17 protein-coding genes and 1 tRNA gene are annotated in these 19385 nt (G+C 45.6%); 11 read left to right on the top strand and 7 right to left on the bottom strand.

Features of this window, described 5'->3' with window-relative positions; genetic code table 11:
* Positions 1–4: 4 nt before the first annotated feature.
* The 7 genes from LZD49_RS13025 to LZD49_RS13055 form a co-directional block, all read right to left on the bottom strand.
* Positions 5–811 carry an FkbM family methyltransferase gene (locus LZD49_RS13025; protein ID WP_234667933.1) on the bottom strand — a complete coding sequence of 269 codons (807 nt, stop codon included), beginning with the start codon at positions 809–811 and terminating at the stop codon, positions 5–7.
* A 637-nt stretch (positions 812–1448) separates the two neighbouring features.
* On the bottom strand, positions 1449–2072 hold the full coding sequence (locus LZD49_RS13030) for a hypothetical protein (protein WP_234667936.1): 624 nt from the start codon (positions 2070–2072) through the stop codon (positions 1449–1451).
* Between the two features lie 339 nt (positions 2073–2411).
* Positions 2412–2870, bottom strand: a complete 459-nt coding sequence (locus tag LZD49_RS13035) for a hypothetical protein (RefSeq protein ID WP_234667939.1) — start codon at positions 2868–2870, stop codon at positions 2412–2414.
* 94 nt (positions 2871–2964) lie between these two features.
* Positions 2965–3038: transfer RNA gene (locus LZD49_RS13040), tRNA-Asn, on the bottom strand.
* Between the two features lie 85 nt (positions 3039–3123).
* Positions 3124–3405 (bottom strand): hypothetical protein, encoded by a 282-nt coding sequence (locus tag LZD49_RS13045; RefSeq protein ID WP_234667942.1) that lies wholly within the window; start codon positions 3403–3405, stop codon positions 3124–3126.
* Positions 3406–3430: 25 nt separating this feature from the next.
* Positions 3431–4051: a 16S rRNA (guanine(527)-N(7))-methyltransferase RsmG gene (rsmG, locus tag LZD49_RS13050; protein ID WP_234667945.1), complete on the bottom strand. Its 621-nt coding sequence runs from the start codon at positions 4049–4051 to the stop codon at positions 3431–3433.
* Entirely contained in the window at positions 4042–5223 is a 1182-nt protein-coding gene (locus tag LZD49_RS13055; RefSeq protein WP_234667947.1) for a glycosyltransferase, read from the bottom strand. Before LZD49_RS13055 ends, rsmG begins: the two co-directional genes overlap by 10 nt.
* Positions 5224–5283: 60 nt before the next feature.
* Between LZD49_RS13055 and tgt the strand changes: the two genes are divergently transcribed.
* From tgt to LZD49_RS13110, 11 genes are all read left to right on the top strand, one after another.
* Complete coding sequence (tgt, locus tag LZD49_RS13060; protein ID WP_234667950.1) at positions 5284–6417, top strand: tRNA guanosine(34) transglycosylase Tgt; 1134 nt, start codon at positions 5284–5286, stop codon at positions 6415–6417.
* Positions 6418–6645: 228 nt separating this feature from the next.
* On the top strand, positions 6646–8100 hold the full coding sequence (locus LZD49_RS13065) for an OmpA family protein (protein WP_234667952.1): 1455 nt from the start codon (positions 6646–6648) through the stop codon (positions 8098–8100).
* 120 nt (positions 8101–8220) lie between these two features.
* Positions 8221–9327, top strand: coding sequence for a UDP-galactopyranose mutase (gene glf / locus LZD49_RS13070; protein ID WP_234667954.1), 1107 nt, complete (start codon positions 8221–8223; stop codon positions 9325–9327).
* Between the two features lie 148 nt (positions 9328–9475).
* On the top strand, positions 9476–11728 hold the full coding sequence (locus tag LZD49_RS13075) for a GNVR domain-containing protein (protein ID WP_234667958.1): 2253 nt from the start codon (positions 9476–9478) through the stop codon (positions 11726–11728).
* A gap of 27 nt (positions 11729–11755) precedes the next feature.
* Positions 11756–12766, top strand: a complete 1011-nt coding sequence (locus tag LZD49_RS13080; protein ID WP_234667960.1) for an N-acetylneuraminate synthase family protein — start codon at positions 11756–11758, stop codon at positions 12764–12766.
* A complete protein-coding gene (neuC, locus tag LZD49_RS13085; RefSeq protein ID WP_234667962.1) occupies positions 12759–13904 on the top strand; it encodes a UDP-N-acetylglucosamine 2-epimerase in 1146 nt (381 codons plus the stop codon). The genes LZD49_RS13080 and neuC overlap by 8 nt, the downstream gene beginning before the upstream one ends.
* Positions 13901–14641, top strand: coding sequence for a cytidylyltransferase domain-containing protein (locus LZD49_RS13090; protein ID WP_234667964.1), 741 nt, complete (start codon positions 13901–13903; stop codon positions 14639–14641). Before neuC ends, LZD49_RS13090 begins: the two co-directional genes overlap by 4 nt.
* Positions 14605–15963 carry a CDP-glycerol glycerophosphotransferase family protein gene (locus LZD49_RS13095; RefSeq protein ID WP_234667966.1) on the top strand — a complete coding sequence of 453 codons (1359 nt, stop codon included), beginning with the start codon at positions 14605–14607 and terminating at the stop codon, positions 15961–15963. The genes LZD49_RS13090 and LZD49_RS13095 overlap by 37 nt, the downstream gene beginning before the upstream one ends.
* A gap of 172 nt (positions 15964–16135) precedes the next feature.
* Positions 16136–17347 (top strand): O-antigen ligase family protein, encoded by a 1212-nt coding sequence (locus LZD49_RS35825; RefSeq protein WP_234667968.1) that lies wholly within the window; start codon positions 16136–16138, stop codon positions 17345–17347.
* A 52-nt stretch (positions 17348–17399) separates the two neighbouring features.
* Positions 17400–18146, top strand: a complete 747-nt coding sequence (locus tag LZD49_RS13105) for a hypothetical protein (protein WP_234667969.1) — start codon at positions 17400–17402, stop codon at positions 18144–18146.
* Between the two features lie 486 nt (positions 18147–18632).
* On the top strand, positions 18633–19382 hold the full coding sequence (locus LZD49_RS13110) for a TerC family protein (protein ID WP_234667972.1): 750 nt from the start codon (positions 18633–18635) through the stop codon (positions 19380–19382).
* Positions 19383–19385 lie beyond the last annotated feature (3 nt).

Below are 19385 nucleotides of genomic sequence, written 5' to 3' on the forward strand. Positions count from 1 at the left end.
TGTTCTATCCGGCATACCATTGCTTTGGAAGGGCTATGTGTTCTCTTTTCATATTGTCAAAATCCAGGGGATGCGGAAATTCGGTCTGTCTCGATTTTTTTACAAATCTGTCGTTTCTCAAAAAAGTGAATTCAGCGATCGGCGGGATTTCTATATTTAATCTCTTGTACAATCCGATGCAATTATTCGGATGTATGTGAACGCATGTGTGTGTTTGGAGTATTTTACCAAACACCTCATTGGCAAGCCTGAAAAATTCCGGGTTCCACAGTTTATGCAAATCGTGAAATTCTACCACAATGATGCGGCATCGCTCCAATAGGTCGTTCGACGCTGCGGTAAGCGTCAGGTATTCACTGCCTTCAATATCCATTTGCAAAAGGATATCCTTGTCTTTTTTGCCATAAAAATCATTGAACCAGGTATCCAGCGTAATCAAATCGTCTGTATTGGTACAGCCTACATGTTTTTTTAAAAAATGGTAACTACTGTCGTCGAGGGATAATATGGGTTTATCGACAGATTTATCTGCGAGAAAAAGCCGCATTCCCCTTCTGAAACATTCCATTTCAAATTCGCTTACGGTGTAAACACCAGGGGAAAAGCACGCACCTATGTCTTCAAGATCATCGGGCACCAGGTAGCCGCCATCACCATTGGGGCCGACCCTGATCAAATCGATGCCAGGGTTGTAAGGACGCAAGCGTGCTATTAATGCGAGTATCTTTTCCTCGGGAGTCTGTTTAATGATCGCATTTCCTTTCCCCTCTAAAAACCATTTTTTTGCCAGGGATCTTACCAAATTCTTCATACTTCAATATTCGGACTTATAGTGTTTAAAACTGTGTACAGCTTTGGGAAAAACGAAATCTTTAACCAATAGAACCCTGGCCAACCTCCCTTTAAAGCCGAGATTGGGATCTATCATGAATGCCTGTTAGCTTACTAACCGTTAAAGGTGCTCGCGCTATATTGTAGACTATCAGGATCTGGAAATTTTGTGGGAACGCCTCGTTTGTATGAGATACCGCCACCCGTGACCGAGGGGGTTTCTGGCCGCAATATATTAATATTTAGTGCCAGCCTTGCACACGACCCGCCTTTTTTTCACCAGGCCTCTGCCGATTCGGATTCATCGGAATGGATTTAATATAAGGGAGTAAGTAAATGATTTAATGGCAAACTGCCCGGTCGACCAGGGGTAATCAAAACAGTACGCTTCCAATTCCCATGCGAAATCCTTCACTACGGGTTATCTTAATGGGATAATCTCATCAGATGTTAAAATTTGCAAGTCTCCAATTTGGCAGTGATCGAGAGCGGATCTCGTGAAATTGCGTTGATTGCTATTGACAGAGGCAAAAAGGGTGGTTAAACTCAATATGAAGGGAACGTTCTCTTACAAGAAGTTGCCGGACCAAAACCTGAACGCTTTCTCAAAACTTACCTCAGATTTTTCGACCGATCCATACATTCCCGACTTTTCTGCTATATCTAGTGTCTTCGACGCCATCAATGATAATCTTGTCTTCGTTAAAACCAAATTTTAACAATTCATCAATTTCTTGGCTATCAAGGTATTCAAGGTTCTTAAAAGCAAAATCCTCATCATCATGTTGTTGCCAGGTGAAGTTCTTTAGCTCCTTAACATGACTTGCCCACATTGGTGGCAGTATATTGTTTTTAGTACTTTCTCTGTAATAGTTGTCTCTAATTTCTCCAAAGCTCTCAACCTTCGCGCAGACTATTCGGCTTCGTATGGTATTAGGATAGTTTAGCCAAATTTGAAGGTCGTACGGAATCTGTTGGCTCTCGAAAATGTCTTTCCAAATATCATGGATCAAGACTAGCTTCTGTGCGATTAACCGAAAGTACCAGTTTGGTGGTATGCGCTCGCATACAAGATTCCATGGTGAAATCCTTATTTTGACATAGTCCTCACCCTTAGTCTTGAATCTATCAAGATCAGGCATTTTATATGCCTCAAACCATCGGTCGATCTCCTTGATCCGCCGTTTCCAGCCTCTAATTTTCTTTTTATTGACCGTTATCATGCTTTTTGTCTGGACCATCCTCAATTTTTCTGGTATAGCTCCCTAATGTGAGAACTCTGAATGCCCTGGCATCTAACGATTTAGGTTTAGTAAGCTATCTTGTTCTTTTTATACAAGATGAATCCAAAAATAATTAGCAATAAAGCGAGCCCAGCCACAATGAAACCAAGCGTTTTTTGAAAATCTCCTCTCCCAAAGTACACCTTGCCGTCTTTTTCAAGATACTAAAGAAATCGATTTAGTATTTCCGGTTTCGTAAAAGAAGACTGTTACTATATCCCCGGGCTTCAAGCTATCGCATTGAATCTTGTTTATAATAAAAATCGACAAAAAAATCTCCGTACTGAAGAGACTAGGTTAGCCCCTCACCCTCCACGTTATTTTAGGCATAAAACCCCATAACAGCTCAAATTTAAACATGTCTGTCTCCACTGACGGATTTCTGGCTTCCACCGCCCTAAGAAATTTCATAAAATTATCGTTGGTCACTGACGGCAAAACTGTGATAGATTTTTCATCACTGTCACTTACCTTATATTGGATTCTCCAATAACGATCATGTTGAAGGTTGGAACTCAGACCAAGCTTAATCGCCGTAATAGAGGAAAGAGGAATTTTGATGTCCTTATCATAATGAAAAAACTCCTCGTCGAATTTGAGATCGCGGCTAAGGAGTCCACTTCTGATCCAGCACAACACAAGTGCCGAAGAAACAAAAAACATCACGTCTTCTGCTCCAAGTGTCCCATTCAGGACAAGGTGGACGCCGAAAATTAAATTGGCCGTGATAACTATCAACGTGGCGAGGCGTTTCATGCCGATTCTAAGGCTAGTCAAGTATTGCAACTTTTATTGCAACAAAAGAAAAAAAGCGCTTAGCAATTTCTTGCTAAGCGCTTGATTTTCAAAGCTCCCGAAGCTGGGCTCGAACCAGCGACCCTCTGATTAACAGTCAGATGCTCTAACCGGCTGAGCTATTCGGGAATCATTATCCGGTTGTTGTACTCGAATTGTGGTGCAAATCTAGTAATTCAAGTTATACAGCGCAAGTCTAATCTTTAAAAAATTGTCACGCCTGCACTTTGGAGAGTATTAACTCCTTGACTTTCTTCGCATCTCCCTTTGTAAAATTATTGATAATAATTTCAGGGCGCATCCTCGGAATAATCCGGATGGTCGAAAAGAAGATACTACTGTCAATCTCTACCCCCGAGATGTCTGAATAGAAAACAAAGTTGTCGTTGCTTTTGAAAAGTTTCCTGACTTTGAAGGTTACGCCCTTTTCTCCGAAAGTGATCTCGTCGGGGAAAAACGGGTTCATGAGTCCACTGGCGCTGAATCGTTCGTTCATATGATAGGTTATTAAAATAAATGCGTTACAAAGGTACGTATACCACTTTCTTAGTTTCAAAGAATTCCTCGGTGAAAAAGTCTGAAAGGGCGTAAATCTGCGCCTTTTCTTGAATCTCCGACAACTCCTCGGCTAAGTCGCCACCTTTGAGATATAAAATTCCGTTCCTGCGGTCGTGGAAAGAGTTGCGGCTGATATTTTTTTTAACCCAACCCACAAAAGGCGCCATGCGCGTTACCGCCCTGCTCACGACGAACTCATAGCTGTCGTCGAGCCTTTCGGCCCGCACCTGCTCGGCCCGGACATTGTCCAGCTTCAATGCATCGGCAATTTCCTGCACAACCCGGATCTTCTTGCCAATACTATCTACAAGATGGAACTGTGCTTCCGGGAACATAATGGCTAACGGCACACCCGGAAAACCGCCTCCCGTGCCCACATCCAGAATGCTTGTGCCGCTACGGAACTGCTGCACTTTCGCAATGCCCAGTGAATGCAGGATATGACGTTCATATAATGTATCGATGTCCTGGCGGGAAATTACATTTACCCGGGCATTCCAGTATTCATACAACTCGCCCATTTGCCCCAATTTATCACGCTGCCCGGCAGTGAGGTTGGGGAAGTATTTATCAATCAATTCCATGATTTACGGGGTTTTCTGCTCGTCATGGTCAAAAACCCGAAAACGAGATAATAAACGAAAAGTGCAAAATCCATCAGTAAAAAGCTGAACCACTCCACGGTTTTGTCCAGCTTTACATTAATAATGATGAGCAGGAACCACTGAATGGCCCATCTAACACCGAAGATGATCCCGAGATACTGCAACAACAAGTAATCTTTTGTGATGAGCCCCCAAGCCAGTATAATGAGACCCAATGACCAGCTGGCTATATGCGTCGCAGAAAGCATTCCCAGCAACACCTTGTTGCGCGGCTTATAATACCGGCTCACGGAAATGTGCCGGCGCTTCTGGCGGAACCAGCTCTTCCAGTCGGTTTTAGGGACTGAGTATACAAATGAGTCTTCCTCTATTGAAACCGTGGTGTTCGAACTAGTGGAGACCTCGTTCAGGAAAATGTCGTCGTCGCCACCGAAAACATGTTTGTGTGTATAAAACCCTTTGTTGGCGAAGAAAACGGAGCGCTTATATAATATGTTACGGCCTACGCCCATGTAGGTTAGCCCCGCCAGTGCAAAGGACAGGTATTGCACGGCGGTATAAAACGTTTCGCAGCGGATAAACCAGTTAAGCAGACCCTTTTGTTTGAAATAAGGAGAAAAACCGAGTACTATGTCCTTATAGTCAGTTACCCGGGAGGTCATAGCCGTTATCCAATGGTTCGAAGAAGGGCGGCAGTCCGCGTCGGTCATCAGGGCAATGGGATATTTAGCCTGCTTCATCCCAACGGTCAGCGCATACTTTTTGGGCGTAACGTGGTCGAACTGGTCGTTGATACGGATGTAGCGAATGTGCGTCCAGCCGTTGATGTTTTCGCGAATATACTCTTCACTGCCGTCATCGGACCGGTCGTCGAGCAGGATCACTTCATACTCAGGATACTCCTGCGCGTCCAGCAAAGGAATAAGCTCCGTCAGGTTTTCTCTTTCATTCCATGCACACACCAACACGGTCACGCCAGGCATTGCATTGCCATAATTAGCGCCTTTCCCATAAAATGCCAGCCGTGTAAAAAAGAAGAGATAATAGAATAACTGAACAGCTACAAACGCCGCCAGCGCATAGAGTAAAGAATCGGCCACAACAGAAGAGAGATGTAAAATTTTTCCAAATTCATGCAAATATACTGTCATTGACAGGAATGTTCGAGACGTTCCTTCTATTTTTGCACACCAGCAATTTAAAACCTTTTAATGAAGTTTACACTACAAGTCCAGGACCCCCATTCGAAAGCAAGAGCCGGGTTGATCGAGACGGATCATGGGGTAATCCAGACGCCCATCTTCATGCCTGTTGGCACTGCCGGGACTGTCAAGGCCGTTCATCAACGCGAATTGAAAGAAGACGTCAAAGCACAAATCATATTAGGGAATACCTATCATTTATATCTCCGTCCCGGGCTCGGCATTATTGAAAAAGCAGGCGGGCTGCACGCGTTCAATGGATGGGACCGGCCCATTCTGACCGACAGTGGCGGCTATCAGGTCTATTCGTTAGCCGGAACCGGCCGCAAGATCAATGAAGAGGGTGTGGTATTTAAGTCACACATTGATGGTGGGGTACACACATTCACGCCCGAAAACGTAATGGATATACAGCGTACCATCGGCGCCGACATCATCATGGCATTCGATGAATGTACGCCATATCCCTGTGAATTTACCTACGCAAGGAAATCCATGGAAATGACCCACCGCTGGCTTACGCGTTGCTGCGACCGTTTTGACAGCACTGAACCGAAGTATGGTCACAGTCAGACCTTGTTCCCTATTGTTCAGGGAAGTGTGTACAAAGACCTGCGCAAGCAATCGGCCGAATTTATTGCTTCTGCCGGGCGCGAAGGCAATGCGATCGGTGGTCTTTCGGTAGGCGAACCAGCCGAAATCATGTACGAGCTCACCGAGGTTGTATGCGACATTTTACCAAAGGATAAACCACGCTATCTGATGGGCGTGGGTACGCCTGCCAACATCCTGGAATGCATTTCGCTTGGGGTTGATATGTTTGATTGTGTGATGCCGACGCGCAATGCACGTAATGGCATGATTTTTACAACGGAAGGGATTATCAACATCCGCAACGAAAAGTGGAAAGATGATTTGTCACCGATAGATACGGGGCTTGGCGGGTATGTTAGTACATTTTATAGTAAGGCCTATTTAAGGCATCTTGTAAAATCAAGCGAAATGCTCGGCGCACAGATTGCCAGCGTCCATAACCTGACGTTCTATTTGTGGCTGGTTAACAGTGCGAGAGAGAAAATTATCGATGGGACTTTCGCTTCCTGGAAGCGGGAAATGGAAAAAAAATTGAATCAACGGCTTTGAAAGTTCAAAAAAGGAGGTTTCTTTCGGGTAAAATTTGAATTAAATATCAGGAAACTTTTCCATTTGTATCAACTTGCGGTTGATTAAGTGATATTGTTAACCTATTTTTGTGCGCACTAGGCATCTGGTTAATATTGCGATTAGCCGTGAAACAAATAATATAACTTTACTCATAAAATTGGATATAGATCAATCCTAGTTAATCTTAATAACGCTAACTTGAATAGTATGAAAAAAGTATCCCAGTTGATTGGTTCGTTTGCCTTGGGAGCAATGATGGCGCTGCCTTCATTCGCACAACCGCTGGTGCAACCGAATTCTCCGGATTACAACCCCAAAGCGACGTACGATGGCCCTTACAAATTGAACACCTGGTCAATTTCAGCACACTTTGGCCCATCCATGTTCTTTGGCGATTTAAGAGAGTATGACTTCTGGCCTGTCACTAAAACCAATTCTGATAGCCACAAGGAATCCGGAACTTTTCAAGGAGGCCTCACATTGAACAAGCAACTTTCATACCTGTTTGGCGCTCGTCTGGACGCTTCTATCGGTAACCTTAGAGGTATGAAACGTCGTAACTATAACCGCTATTTTGAGGGTAACTATTTCGACGTCTCTCTTTCAGGAACTGTTAACCTGAAAGGACTTTTGATGGGTCCCAACAAAATGAAGCGGTGGAAAATCGATGCGTATGCAGGTGTAGGTCAAGTGTTTTATGACGCGACTGCTTATGATCTGACAGGTGGCGTTGAGCTTCGTAAAACAGGCAATATGAATGATTGGATCATTCCGACAGGATTGAACGTAAACTACGAGGTAACTCCAAGAATCGATATCGGTGTTGACTTCCGTCTGACCCACACTAACTCTGACTACCTCGACGCTACTTACGGCGGTGACTACGACAGAACTCCGAACAGCTTCAATATCGCTGACCAGAAAACTTCCCGCAAAGGAAACTCTGAACTTGACAGCTATGGATACGGTGCAATCCAGGTAACTTACAAATTGGGCAAAAAGCCTTTGAAAGTTGCGAAAGTGGACGGCAAATGGGATTACAAACCAGATGAAGGTGGATACTACCACCTGCGCTACACAGATCCACGCGTACTGGTTAAGCCACCGAAAATTCTTACACTCGAAGAAATGGACTCTGTTGCAAAAGCAAACCGTCCAAAAGATATCGACCCACGTTTGTTGCTTGATACTGACGGTGATGGTGTATCCGACTTCTTCGATAAAGAGCCAAACTCACCAGCAGGAAGCATTGTTGATGGTGCTGGCCGCGTACTCGACTTCGACTCCTACGTGAAAAATGCATTGGCAACCGGTGCTGCTTGTAGCGAAATCTTTGCAAATGTTACGTTCGATACCGACAAAAACGTGCTGAAACCTGAATTCCAGGAATTGCTGAAAAACGTAGCGGCATTGATGAACAAAAACGGATGCCGTTTGCAACTGGCAGGTCACACAGACCGTCGTGCATCTGACCGTTACAACATCGCGCTTTCTAAACGCCGCGTAGATGCAGTGAAAAACTACCTGATCAACGAAGCTGGTTTGCAAGACCCAAGCAAAGTGATCGTAGACTACTTCGGATCATTCAAACCAATCGCGGACAGTGCAACCCGCCCAGGTTTGCAAAGAAACCGTCGCGTAGAATTGAAACTTCTTCCTTAATAGTTGGATAAATGACTTAAAGAGAAAGGCTCCCGTCGGGAGCCTTTCTCTTTTCAATATATTCACGCGTTCATCACGGAATAAGTTAGCCACATCACAAACAAAGCAACAGGGAATTCAATGAAACAATATGATTATCTGGTAGTAGGTGCAGGTTTGTGGGGGTCGGTATTCGCTCATGAAGCAACCAAACGCGGCAAAAAATGCCTGGTCATTGATCGCCGCAATCACATAGGCGGAAATGTCTATTGTGAGAACGTCGAGGGCATTAATGTGCACAAATATGGTGCGCATATCTTTCACACCAACGACAAGGATATCTGGGATTACGTCAACTCGTTCGTAGAATTTAACCGGTACACCAACTCGCCTGTGGCCAACTACAATGGCGAACTTTACAATCTTCCATTCAACATGAACACTTTCTACCAATTGTGGAAAGTGCGCACACCGGAAGAAGCAAAAGAGAAGATTCGGCAACAGGTAGAAGAAGCGGGAATCAAGGAGCCCGGCAATCTCGAAGAGCAGGCGATCTCACTGGTGGGGACCGATATTTACAAAAAGCTTATCAAGGCATATACAGAAAAACAATGGGGCAGAAAAGCCACCGAACTGCCTGCATTTATTATCAAACGGCTGCCAGTAAGATTCACGTTCGACAACAATTATTTCAACGACCGATACCAGGGCATACCGATCGGTGGCTATAATAAATTAACCGAAGGCCTTTTAAAAGATGTCGATGTAAAACTTGGTGTTGACTTCTTTAAAGACAAGGAAGCGCTTATGACATTGGCAGAGACGATCGTTTACACCGGCCCTATCGACGAGTACTTCGATTTCCGTTTCGGTCAACTCGAATACCGCAGTTTGCGCTTTGAAAACCAACTGCTCGATGTCGAAAACTACCAAGGCAATGCGGTAGTCAATTACACCGACGGAGAAACGCCATTTACGCGGATCATCGAGCATAAGCATTTCGAATTCGGCACACAACCCAAGACTGTCATTACACACGAATATCCCCAGGAATGGGTAAAGGGCGCCGAGCCGTATTATCCCGTGAATGATGATAAGAACACTACGGTATTCAATCAGTACAAAGCCTTGGCAGCCGAAGAGACGGCAGTCATTTTTGGAGGACGATTGGCTGAATATCGCTACTATGACATGCACCAGGTGGTGGCATCGGCGCTGAAAAAGGTAAAGGTGCATTTCGATTCATAAAATATCTTTTACTTTAAAATCCTCGTTTCAAGCCTCTGAGACGGGGATTTTTGTTTTATCCAGAAATTTGGAAAAAAAAATTGTAGAAGTCGCGTTACCAAAATTACAAGTCAGCGTCTAAACGGGTACGAACTTAGATCCGTATCCGATGCCGAAATTTCAAATATCAGAATTTGCACAACGTCGGGACTGGGCCAATGACCCGCTTTGGAAGGCCATCAAGTACCGCCGGCATTGGTTTCTCCTCTCTCCAATGCTATTCGTGACCTTGGGGCTACTATTTCTGAGATACAAAACACCGCGTTATGGCATTACGGCTTCACTTCTGATACGCGACGATGCCCGGGGCAGCGACTTTCGTGAAACTGCCCTCCTGGAAGAATTAGGGTTTCCGGACGCATCCAGTAGCGTTGAGAATGAAATCGAAATACTGAAAAGCAGAACATTGCTCAGCCAGGTCGTCGACGACTTGCATCTAACCATTCAGTACTTCGCCTCCGGTCATGTCAAAACAACCGAGCTATACGACAAAACACCCTTCAAGGTCAAATTCCTGAAAAGGCGAACTGCAAAACCCGAAACCTATCATATTAGCAAAGGAATTGGCAATTCCTTTAAGGTTCAAACAGGAGCTAACAGTCTCTCCGGCACTTTTGGCGGCAAACTGCTATTGCCACATGGGCTCGCCACGATCGACACCACCCACTTCAAACCGGCCGCAGATTATGAATATTCATTCAGCATATCGAATAATGAATCTATTCTGGAACATTATGCGCATGTACTGACCGTTCAGGCACCCAACAAAACCGCAAGCCTTGTTGGGCTGTCTATACAGGATGAACTACCCAAAAAGGGAGAAGCGATTTTAAAACAACTCATTTTCAGATATCAGAAGGCAAGCATTGCGGAGAAAAACAAGGCAGCCGACAACACGATCGCTTTCATCAATACCAATTTGAACCGGGTTTCGTCCGACCTCGCAAAAATTGAGACCAACATCGAACATTTCCGGAAACGGCATAAGGTCATCGATATGGATGAGAATAGCCGATTGGTTCTGCAAAAGTTGAATGGAAACGAATCACAAGAGAAAGAGCTGTCTATTCGCTTCAAACTCGTACAGGCATTAGAAACGCATTTGAGTCAAAAACCTGCAACAGCCATTCCATCGGCGCTGTACCCACAAGACAACAACTTCTCCGAACTGATCACAAAGTATAATGAGATGCAGTTGTTGCTCGCCAAAACCTTGACTTCCCTCTCCGATCACCATCCCGATGTAAAGTCACTGCATAAACAGCTAAATGTCGTCAGAAACAATCTGTCTGATGCTATTCAGTATCAGAAGCAGGAACTGACGCTCAGTATCGCCGCCATCCGGAACTACGCCAGAGATTTCAATGCTAAAATAGCGCAAATACCGGGTCAGGAACGGCTATTCCTATCACAATCACGCGAGCAAGGCATTCAGCAGGAGCTGTATCTGTTTTTGCTCAAAAAGAGGGTGGAAACAGCGATTTCCAGATCCGCAAACATCGCCAACGCAAGAATCATCGACCCGCCCCAGGCCAGCCCCACGCCCACATATCCAAATCGTCAGCTTACACTGCTTGTAGCTCTGCTCACAGGAATTCTTATTCCCGCTGGCGCGCTATACGTAGGGCTGCTCATCGATGAAAAGATCACTTCGAAAGATGACATAATTCAACAATGCGATGTAACCGTAATCGGCGAAATCAGCAAGCAAAATCAATCAAACCTTTTATTAAAACCCGCCCCCCGAAGCCTTGTAAAGGAACAGTTCCGTTCATTGCGTACGAACCTCCATTTTATAGCCGGGGCGCGACAAAATATTGTTATTTTACTCACCTCGGCAATGGCCGGCGAAGGCAAGTCATTCGTAGCAGCCCATCTCGCACAATCGCTGGCGCTCGCCAATAAGAAGGTGTTACTTATCGACTTCGATCTTCGAAAACCGACTCTTGCCACAATCCTGAATCTTCAAACCGAAGGCATCACCGAAGCGATTGCGCTCGGTAATGAACCGCATATTCAGCGATACGGAACCCAATATCCTTTCGACTTTCTCGCCTCCGGAAAACAATGCCCCGAAACCGGCGAGTTGTTACTCTCTTCGAAAATGAATGAACTGGTCCTTGCGCTCAAAAAAAGATATGACTACATCCTCTTAGACAGCCCCCCCGTCGGCCTTGTCGGCGATGCACGCTTGCTGGGCATCCACGCCGATATGACTTTATACATCGTTCGGCAACATTTTACTTTCCGGCATCAAGTGGCTGGTATTCAAGCATTGCACACAGGGTCACAACTCCCCGAGATGTACATTATCCTCAACGGCACGCGGAATCTGCACAAGTATCAATACGGCTACTATTAAATCATTTATTAATAAACCAACACACTTATGAATCCGATTTACATCATTGGAGAAATTGGCCAGGCACACGAAGGGAGTGTAGGCCTGGCGCATTCGTACATCGATGCACTGGCCTATGCGGGTGTCAATGCAGCCAAATTCCAGGTACACATTGCCGATGCGGAAAGTAGCATTTATGAGGATTTCAGGATCCGGATTCCCTACGAAACCGGCAATCGTACCGAGTATTGGAAGAGAATGGAATTTTCGCGAAATGAATGGGAGGAACTTAAAAAGCACTGTGAAAGTGCAGGTTTGGACTTCCTCGCCAGCCCATTCTCGATAGCAGCTGTGGATTTGCTTAACGAGCTAGATGTAAAGGCGTTTAAAATCGGGTCGGGCGAAATGGATAATCTGCTAATGCTGGACAAAATTGTTGCGACGCGCAAGCCGGTAATACTGTCGTCGGGTATGAGTTCCTGGGCAGAACTCGACCGGGCGGTGGCACTCCTGAGAACACAAGAAGCAATCTTTTCGATTCTTCAATGCACTACCGCCTACCCTACCAGGCCACATCAATGGGGTTTAAATGTGCTAAGCGAGCTCATTCAGCGATATCAGGTTCCCGTAGGCTTCTCCGATCATTCAGGTGACATATTCGCATGCCTGGCAGCAGCCACACTCGGCGCGCGCATACTCGAATTTCACATTATATTCGACAAGAGAATGAGCGGCCCCGACGCGTCGTCTTCCCTCAATGTGCGACAAGCTAGTACCCTGGTTGCCGGTGTCCGCCGCATTGAGACAGCGCTGAATTTTCCTGTCAATAAAAATGCAAATGCCACCTTTTCAAGGCTGAAAAGCACATTTGGTAAATCCCTCGCCGTAAGCCGTGATCTGCGAAAAGGTGAGCGGATCCAATGTGGCGATCTGGAAACCAAAAAGCCGGCCGGATTTGGCGTAGCAGCGGCTCGCTACCAGGAAGTGTTAGGCAAAACGCTGGCAAGGGACATTGCCCAATGGGAATTTCTTACTGAAAACCATCTCAGCCATGCGTAAAATCTGCGTTGTTATCACTGCCAGGGCCAGTTATAGTCGGATTAAAACCGTATTGACGGCCATCGATGCACATCCACAACTCGCATTGCAAATCGTCGTGACCGGAAGCGCCATTGTCGAAAAATTTGGCAATATTTTGCCGCACCTGGAAGCAGAAAACCTGCCCGTTTCAGCGATCATCCCCACTTTGCTGGACGTCGAAAATGCAACTGCATCAGCTAAAACAACGGGTTTGGCGGTGATCGAATTGGCCACATTTTTCACTAATAACAGTCCCGACGCGGTGATCACCGTCGCCGATCGCTTCGAAACTATCGCGACAGCCATTGCAGCGGTGAATATGAATATCCCGCTTGCGCATATTCAGGGTGGGGAAATTACAGGGAATATCGACGACCGCATCCGAAACAGCATTTCACAACTCGCCGACTTGCATTTCGTAGCCACAGAGAACGCGCGTAACAGATTGATTGAAATGGGGCTTTCTCCACAAAAAGTCTTTTGCACCGGGTGCCCGTCGATCGATCTGGTCTGCCAGCACAGGTCTTTTAATTTTGATCCATACCTTACCTACGGAGGCGTGGGAGCGCAACCCACGCTGAACGGGCCTTATCTCATAGCCCTGCAACATCCGGTAACTACCGAAGCCGATCACTCCAAATGGCAGGTAGAGAATACATTGCAGGCGGTAGCTGCGTTGAATATCCCATGCATCTGGTTTTGGCCCAACGCCGATCCGGGCACAGACGGAACCTCCCAAGGCATGAGGGCATTCCGTGAAAGCCACGCCGATATCCCGTTTCACTTTTTCAAACATATGGAGTCCCGCCACTTCATTCAGCTTTTAAAAAACTCCGCATGCTTTGTTGGCAATTCGAGTGTCGGCATACGCGAGTGCAGCGCCCTAGGTGTGCCTTCGGTAAATATCGGGAGCAGGCAACGGGGAAGGGAGCGCGGGTGCAATGTGATCGATTGCGTGCCCGACACGGAAGCGATTGTATCGGCCATTCAACAGCAGCTCAGGCATGGACCCTACAAGCCCGTATCAATTTATGGTAATGGCGATGCCGGGGAATTGATCGCCGGACAGCTTGCCCGTATTCCTTTTATTCTGAAAAAACACATTCTTCCGGCATGACTAAACCATTTCCAAAGATTCTCGGCCTGATTCCCGCACGGGCAGGATCAAAAGGAGTTAGCAACAAGAACATGAGGCTGCTTGGCAGTGAGCCGCTTATCCGCTATACGATTGAAGCTGCCCGACAATCCGATCTGCTAGATAAGGTTATTGTTTCAACGGATAGCCCCGAAACAGCCGATTTCTCTAATCGTTTTGACGGGACTTCGGCATTCTTCCTCCGCCCGCCGCATTTGGCGACCGATCATTCACCTATGATCGATGTAATTGTGCATGCCATCGATTATGCTGAAACAGAATGGGGCAAGTTCAAATATGTGGTATTACTCCAACCAACCTGCCCATTTCGGGCCATTGATATCATCGACAAAGCCATCAGGCAGATTATTTGCGAAGACGCCGATAGCCTGATCAGCGTCCGAAAAATCCCGCACATGTTCCATCCGTTCTGGGCCTACACATACGCCGATAAATCGCTCGTGAAAGCACTACCGGATGTGAATCGATCGATCATCACGAGGAGACAGGATCTTCCCGACACCTACTTTCGCGATGGAGAAATTTACATTGCTCGCACGTCCCTTATCCGTGCAGGGCAAATAACCGGCGGCAGCATATCGCCTTGGATCAACGAAAATAGCTTCGGAATCAATATTGACACACCGGCCGATTGGGCTAGGGCCGAAAACCTCCTTCAAGCATGGAAAGACCATACAAGCCTCGTATCCTGGTGTTAATTACCAATCCATTTGCGATGATCAACGTTATCCACTCCGGCTTGATCGGAGAACTTGGTAAAAGATGGCACATTTCAATCCTGTCAAATCTGCTGACCGAATCTGACATCGTTCATTTCAACCACCATTTTTGTTTAAATATGGAGCTGCTAAAAACGCCTGTTCCAGCTCTTTCGTGGTTTGAAAAACGGGTTCGCTCCTCACAGGTGTTACTCTTCGGCCATTTTTTTAATCTGGCTACGTTTCGCATCAAACTCTTTGAACGCCATCGCGCCGTCCAGTGGGTTTTCCATACGATACGCGGTAGCTACCTTATCAGATTATTCACTGGCTGGCTATTGTTACAAACAAGAGGATGGCTAATCCGACACACGACCCGACCCGACGAATACCAGGCGCTTCTTAGACACAACTTTCGGGCTGTTCTATCGACATCCCCACTTGATTTGCGTGAAAACAAGATCATTAATTCATTAAAAAGCTGTGGAATAAAATGTATTTCAATGCTCATTAGCTGGGACAATCTGACCTCCAAAGGCATAATTAATACAAATTTCGATATGGTCCTGGTGTGGAACGAATTGATGGCTGCTGAATACAATCGATTCTATCAGATGTTTGGCGATATCGGCTGCGTTTGCGTGACGGGCGTTCCAAGGTTTGATATTTACTTCAAAAAAATGCCCTTTAACGCCATTTTAACACGCTTGTCAGGAATTGATCCCGACAAGCGAGTCATCTTGTTTGCTACCGGTGCTGTCAAACATCATTCCTGTCAAAACTATATCATTGACGATTTGTTGGAATACGGGAAAGAAAAACGGGATATTCTGATTTTGGTAAGGTGTCATCCAGGTGACGATCCGGATCGGTACCGGCAGTATAGCTGCTCAAAAAAACTGGTTTTCTACCAACCATTCAACATGAAATCCCCAGTACCGCCTGTTGACTTTCTTGAAACTTTGCAATTACAATTAGAAGCATGCTACGTGTGCGTGCAGGTCGCGTCGACGATGTTCCTGGATGCCGCAGCTTGTAACAAGCCTGTTATCAGCATTGCTTATGACGCTCACCCCGGCACTCCGTACATAAGCTCCGTCAGACGATTTTACGATTATTCCCACCACTTCCCGTTGCACAAACTTTTGGAAGGTCACATTGCCTATAATAAAGCCGAATTGTTTGTAAAACTGGATGAAGCATTAAAATGCCCACACACTACCGGCAATTCCTGGGAAACCGCAAAGCCAATCATCCATCACTGCGCACCTGATTCCACACATCTGACCACCCAGTATATTCAAGTATGCTTAGACCGATAAACGAGATATGCATTAAAGCCGGGATGTCCATTGGAATCACGTGCCTATTGATAACACTGTTTGATTCGCTGCTATTATTCGGGGAAAGCAGAGTCCAAACTGTGGTTGTCTTCGGCTTTTATCTCTACTGCGTGATTGTATTGGTAACCCCCTCAGAGCACAAGTTTTCCACGTGCTAGCCATTCCGGTTCTGACACAATTTCTACATCTGTTTCAGAAATACGATTTCCCGGCTGGTGCAAACTCTCTGTGGCGACTACTACCATTCATAGTCACCGATCTCTACCTTGCAGCCGCGATCGTGCGTTTCAAACCGGGGGGTACGTTCACAGAAAAATGCCTGGCAGCCTCCTGGATTATCGTTCAATTCGCCTTCATTGTTATTTCGCCCAACCTGACGGGCATATTAATTGGCGCAATTGTATTACTCCTCGTCACCCTGCCAGCATATTTCGTGTATTTCAGTATTTGTTCTCGAAATCCATCTTTCGGTCCGGAGCTGGAAAGGTCCCTTGCATTGCTGTTTATAATCCTGGCTATTGGTACGTTCGGACTGGTGTTTTTAGGCATACAGTATAAAGGAGCCGATAATCTTCTGGTAACCCGCAATATTTCGGATACCAATGTGACAATGGCCTATTTCATCCTTCTGTGGCCATTCGTGTTGCTACATTTAAAGCGTATTGGTAGTCCGGTTCTCCCTACTTTCATACTCGTCCTGCTATTTGTAGCTGTTGTCGTCCTTTCATTTTCAAGGGGAGCTGTCTTTATTGTCACGCCTTATCTGATGGCATCTCTTTTGATAGGTGTCTCAAAAAAAAGGCTGGTATGGCTTACTGCTGCTGGAATTGGGACTTTTGTTATTTTCAGTCCGATAATCGAAAGCTTCAATGCGGATCTTACCTATCCCTGGCAGCTTCGTTTCGGAGAAATACATTCGGCTGGTCCGGTGTTACAAAAATTGCAGGAAGCGAGCGGGAGGTCAAATATCCGCGCGTTCGCCTATGAGCTTTTCCTCGAAAGCCCTCTTTACGGGCATGGAACTGCAAGTTTCGAGATTTTAGGTCCCGGTTATCGCGAAGCTCATTCCGTGTTTTACACATCACTGGCCGAACAGGGACTTCTCGGAACGCTCTACCTATATACTCTTTTTGTCGGGCTTAGTTATTGCTTGTTCAAAGCTGCCAAATGCAGTGGCAAAAACTGGCTGCTATTATTCGCATTGGCCGCTTACCTCGTGTTTGTGCATTCAGTAGGCTCCGTTTTTGTAATTCTTCCTTCTAAAAGCCTTACGATCAATTGCATCGCACCTCTACTGTTAATCTGCTTGTATTACTATTCAAAAACCGTCGGCCAACATCCGCCGATCCGCAATAATGCCTAAAATTCTGATCATAGGGAGAACGCCGCCGCCTATTGGTGGCGTGACAATGCACATGAAAAGGTTAATAGAAAACCTGCATAGTCGCGATTTTCCGTTCCGCTTTTGCGACCTTGGGAAAGATCGTCTAATTAGCGTTTTACGTGCGCTGATAATGCACCGGGTCATTCACATTCATGTCTCAAACCCTGCATACCAGCTTATTTTTGCAGCTTTCTGCCGACTCACTTTCAAAACATTGCTTATTACTTATCATGGCAAATGGGGCAGATACGACCCTCTTAACAATGCAATTGTTAAATTGTCAGCCCACCTCGCCCATGCCGCTATTGTACAAGATCGCGAAAGCCTGCAACAAGCGCTTCGGCTCAATCCGAGGTCACAGCAAATTTCCACCTACATTTGCGGCGGTAAAATAGAGCGCCTTACGGCAACATTGGACCACGAAATCAATGAACGTTGCAAGCACTACGCCGCGACATTCTGCACCAATGCCTGGGACGTGGTATTCGACAAAAATGGCAAGGAAACCTACGGGATTTCCGAATTGATCGAGCGGTTTACGGATATCCAGAGTATCAATTACTCATATCCGATCCCTCCGGTAACTACCGTTCGTACATTGAGCAAAACATGTCGCACATTCCCAGCAACACATTTTTTATCAGTTGTTTACATGATTTCCGGTGCATCCTTTCTCTTTCAGATGCATTCATCCGGAACACGACCACCGATGGTGTTTCTTTGTCTATCCATGAAGCACAGGCACTTAGAATACCCGTTCTGGCATCCGCGGCCGTAGAGCGGCCACCATTTTGCTGCGTTTTTCGGGATTTTTCTAAAACAGATCTGAAACGGAATTTGGAAGAAGGAAGGCAATTGATAGCTCTTTCAGGAAACATTCCCGATGCCGTCGGCGAACTGATCTTATTTTATTGGAAAGTGGTGAGCCGGCGAGCTAATTAATTCACAATCAACATAAAAAACAAAGGCATAGAAAAATTTCCATGCCCTGTTTCACACTATACACACACTATATTTTTAATATCTATATATCGCTAAAATAAATTTCGACTTGATTTTCAATACCGCAAAATAACAAACTAAAGTAATGAGAAAAAAACTTTAAGATGCGAATTTCTAAATTCTAATGAGAAAATAATGGACATTTCTCTAAAACTTTTCCTTTAGATTCCGGCCAAGCCCAAAATTACGGAAATTTGGCGTAATTATTGTTCAAGCTGCTCTGCCTGATTACTTTCGTGCAACTAACGCTCACAACTCATTCATGGAATCACTTTTCACCACCGACGCACTCATCAGCTTGCTCACATTGACCCTTCTTGAAGTCGTCCTTGGAATTGACAACGTAATTTTTATCACAATTGTTTCCGGCAAGCTCCCGGTCGATCAGAGAAAAAAAGCACAGAACAATGGCTTGCTCATTGCACTTGTTCTTCGGGTCGCCCTGCTTTTTGCCATTTCATGGGTTATAGGCCTGAAAGAGGATGTCCTTACCCTTTTCGGACATGGTTTCAGCGGCCGGGACCTTATCCTCCTCGGAGGGGGTTTATTCCTACTTTACAGCACAACCAAAGAAATCCACCACAAACTGGAGGGCGAAGCCGAGGATCTGCCATCCGGCGATATTTCCAATAAAAAGTCAATGACATTCGGCAGCGCGTTGATACAGATCGCATTGCTGAACATTATTTTTTCATTTGACTCCGTGCTCACGGCTGTTGGCTTGGTAAAGGAAGTGCCGATCATGATCGTAGCCGTAGTCCTGTCGACGTTTATAATGATTGCATTTGCGGCTAAAATCGGGGATTTTGTAAATAATCACCCGTCCATCAAAATTTTAGCGCTCTCATTTTTGTTGATGATTGGCACGCTGCTCGTGGCAGAAGCATTCCACTACGAAATTCCGAAAGGCTATGCCTATTTTGCCATGGCATTCTCATTCTTCGTGGAACTGTTGAATATGAAACTGGATAAAAAGAAAGATCCGGTGAAGCTCCGCGACCGTGTAAATTGAATA

Source organism: Dyadobacter sp. CY261, assembly GCF_021440085.1.
GTDB lineage: Bacteria > Bacteroidota > Bacteroidia > Cytophagales > Spirosomataceae > Dyadobacter.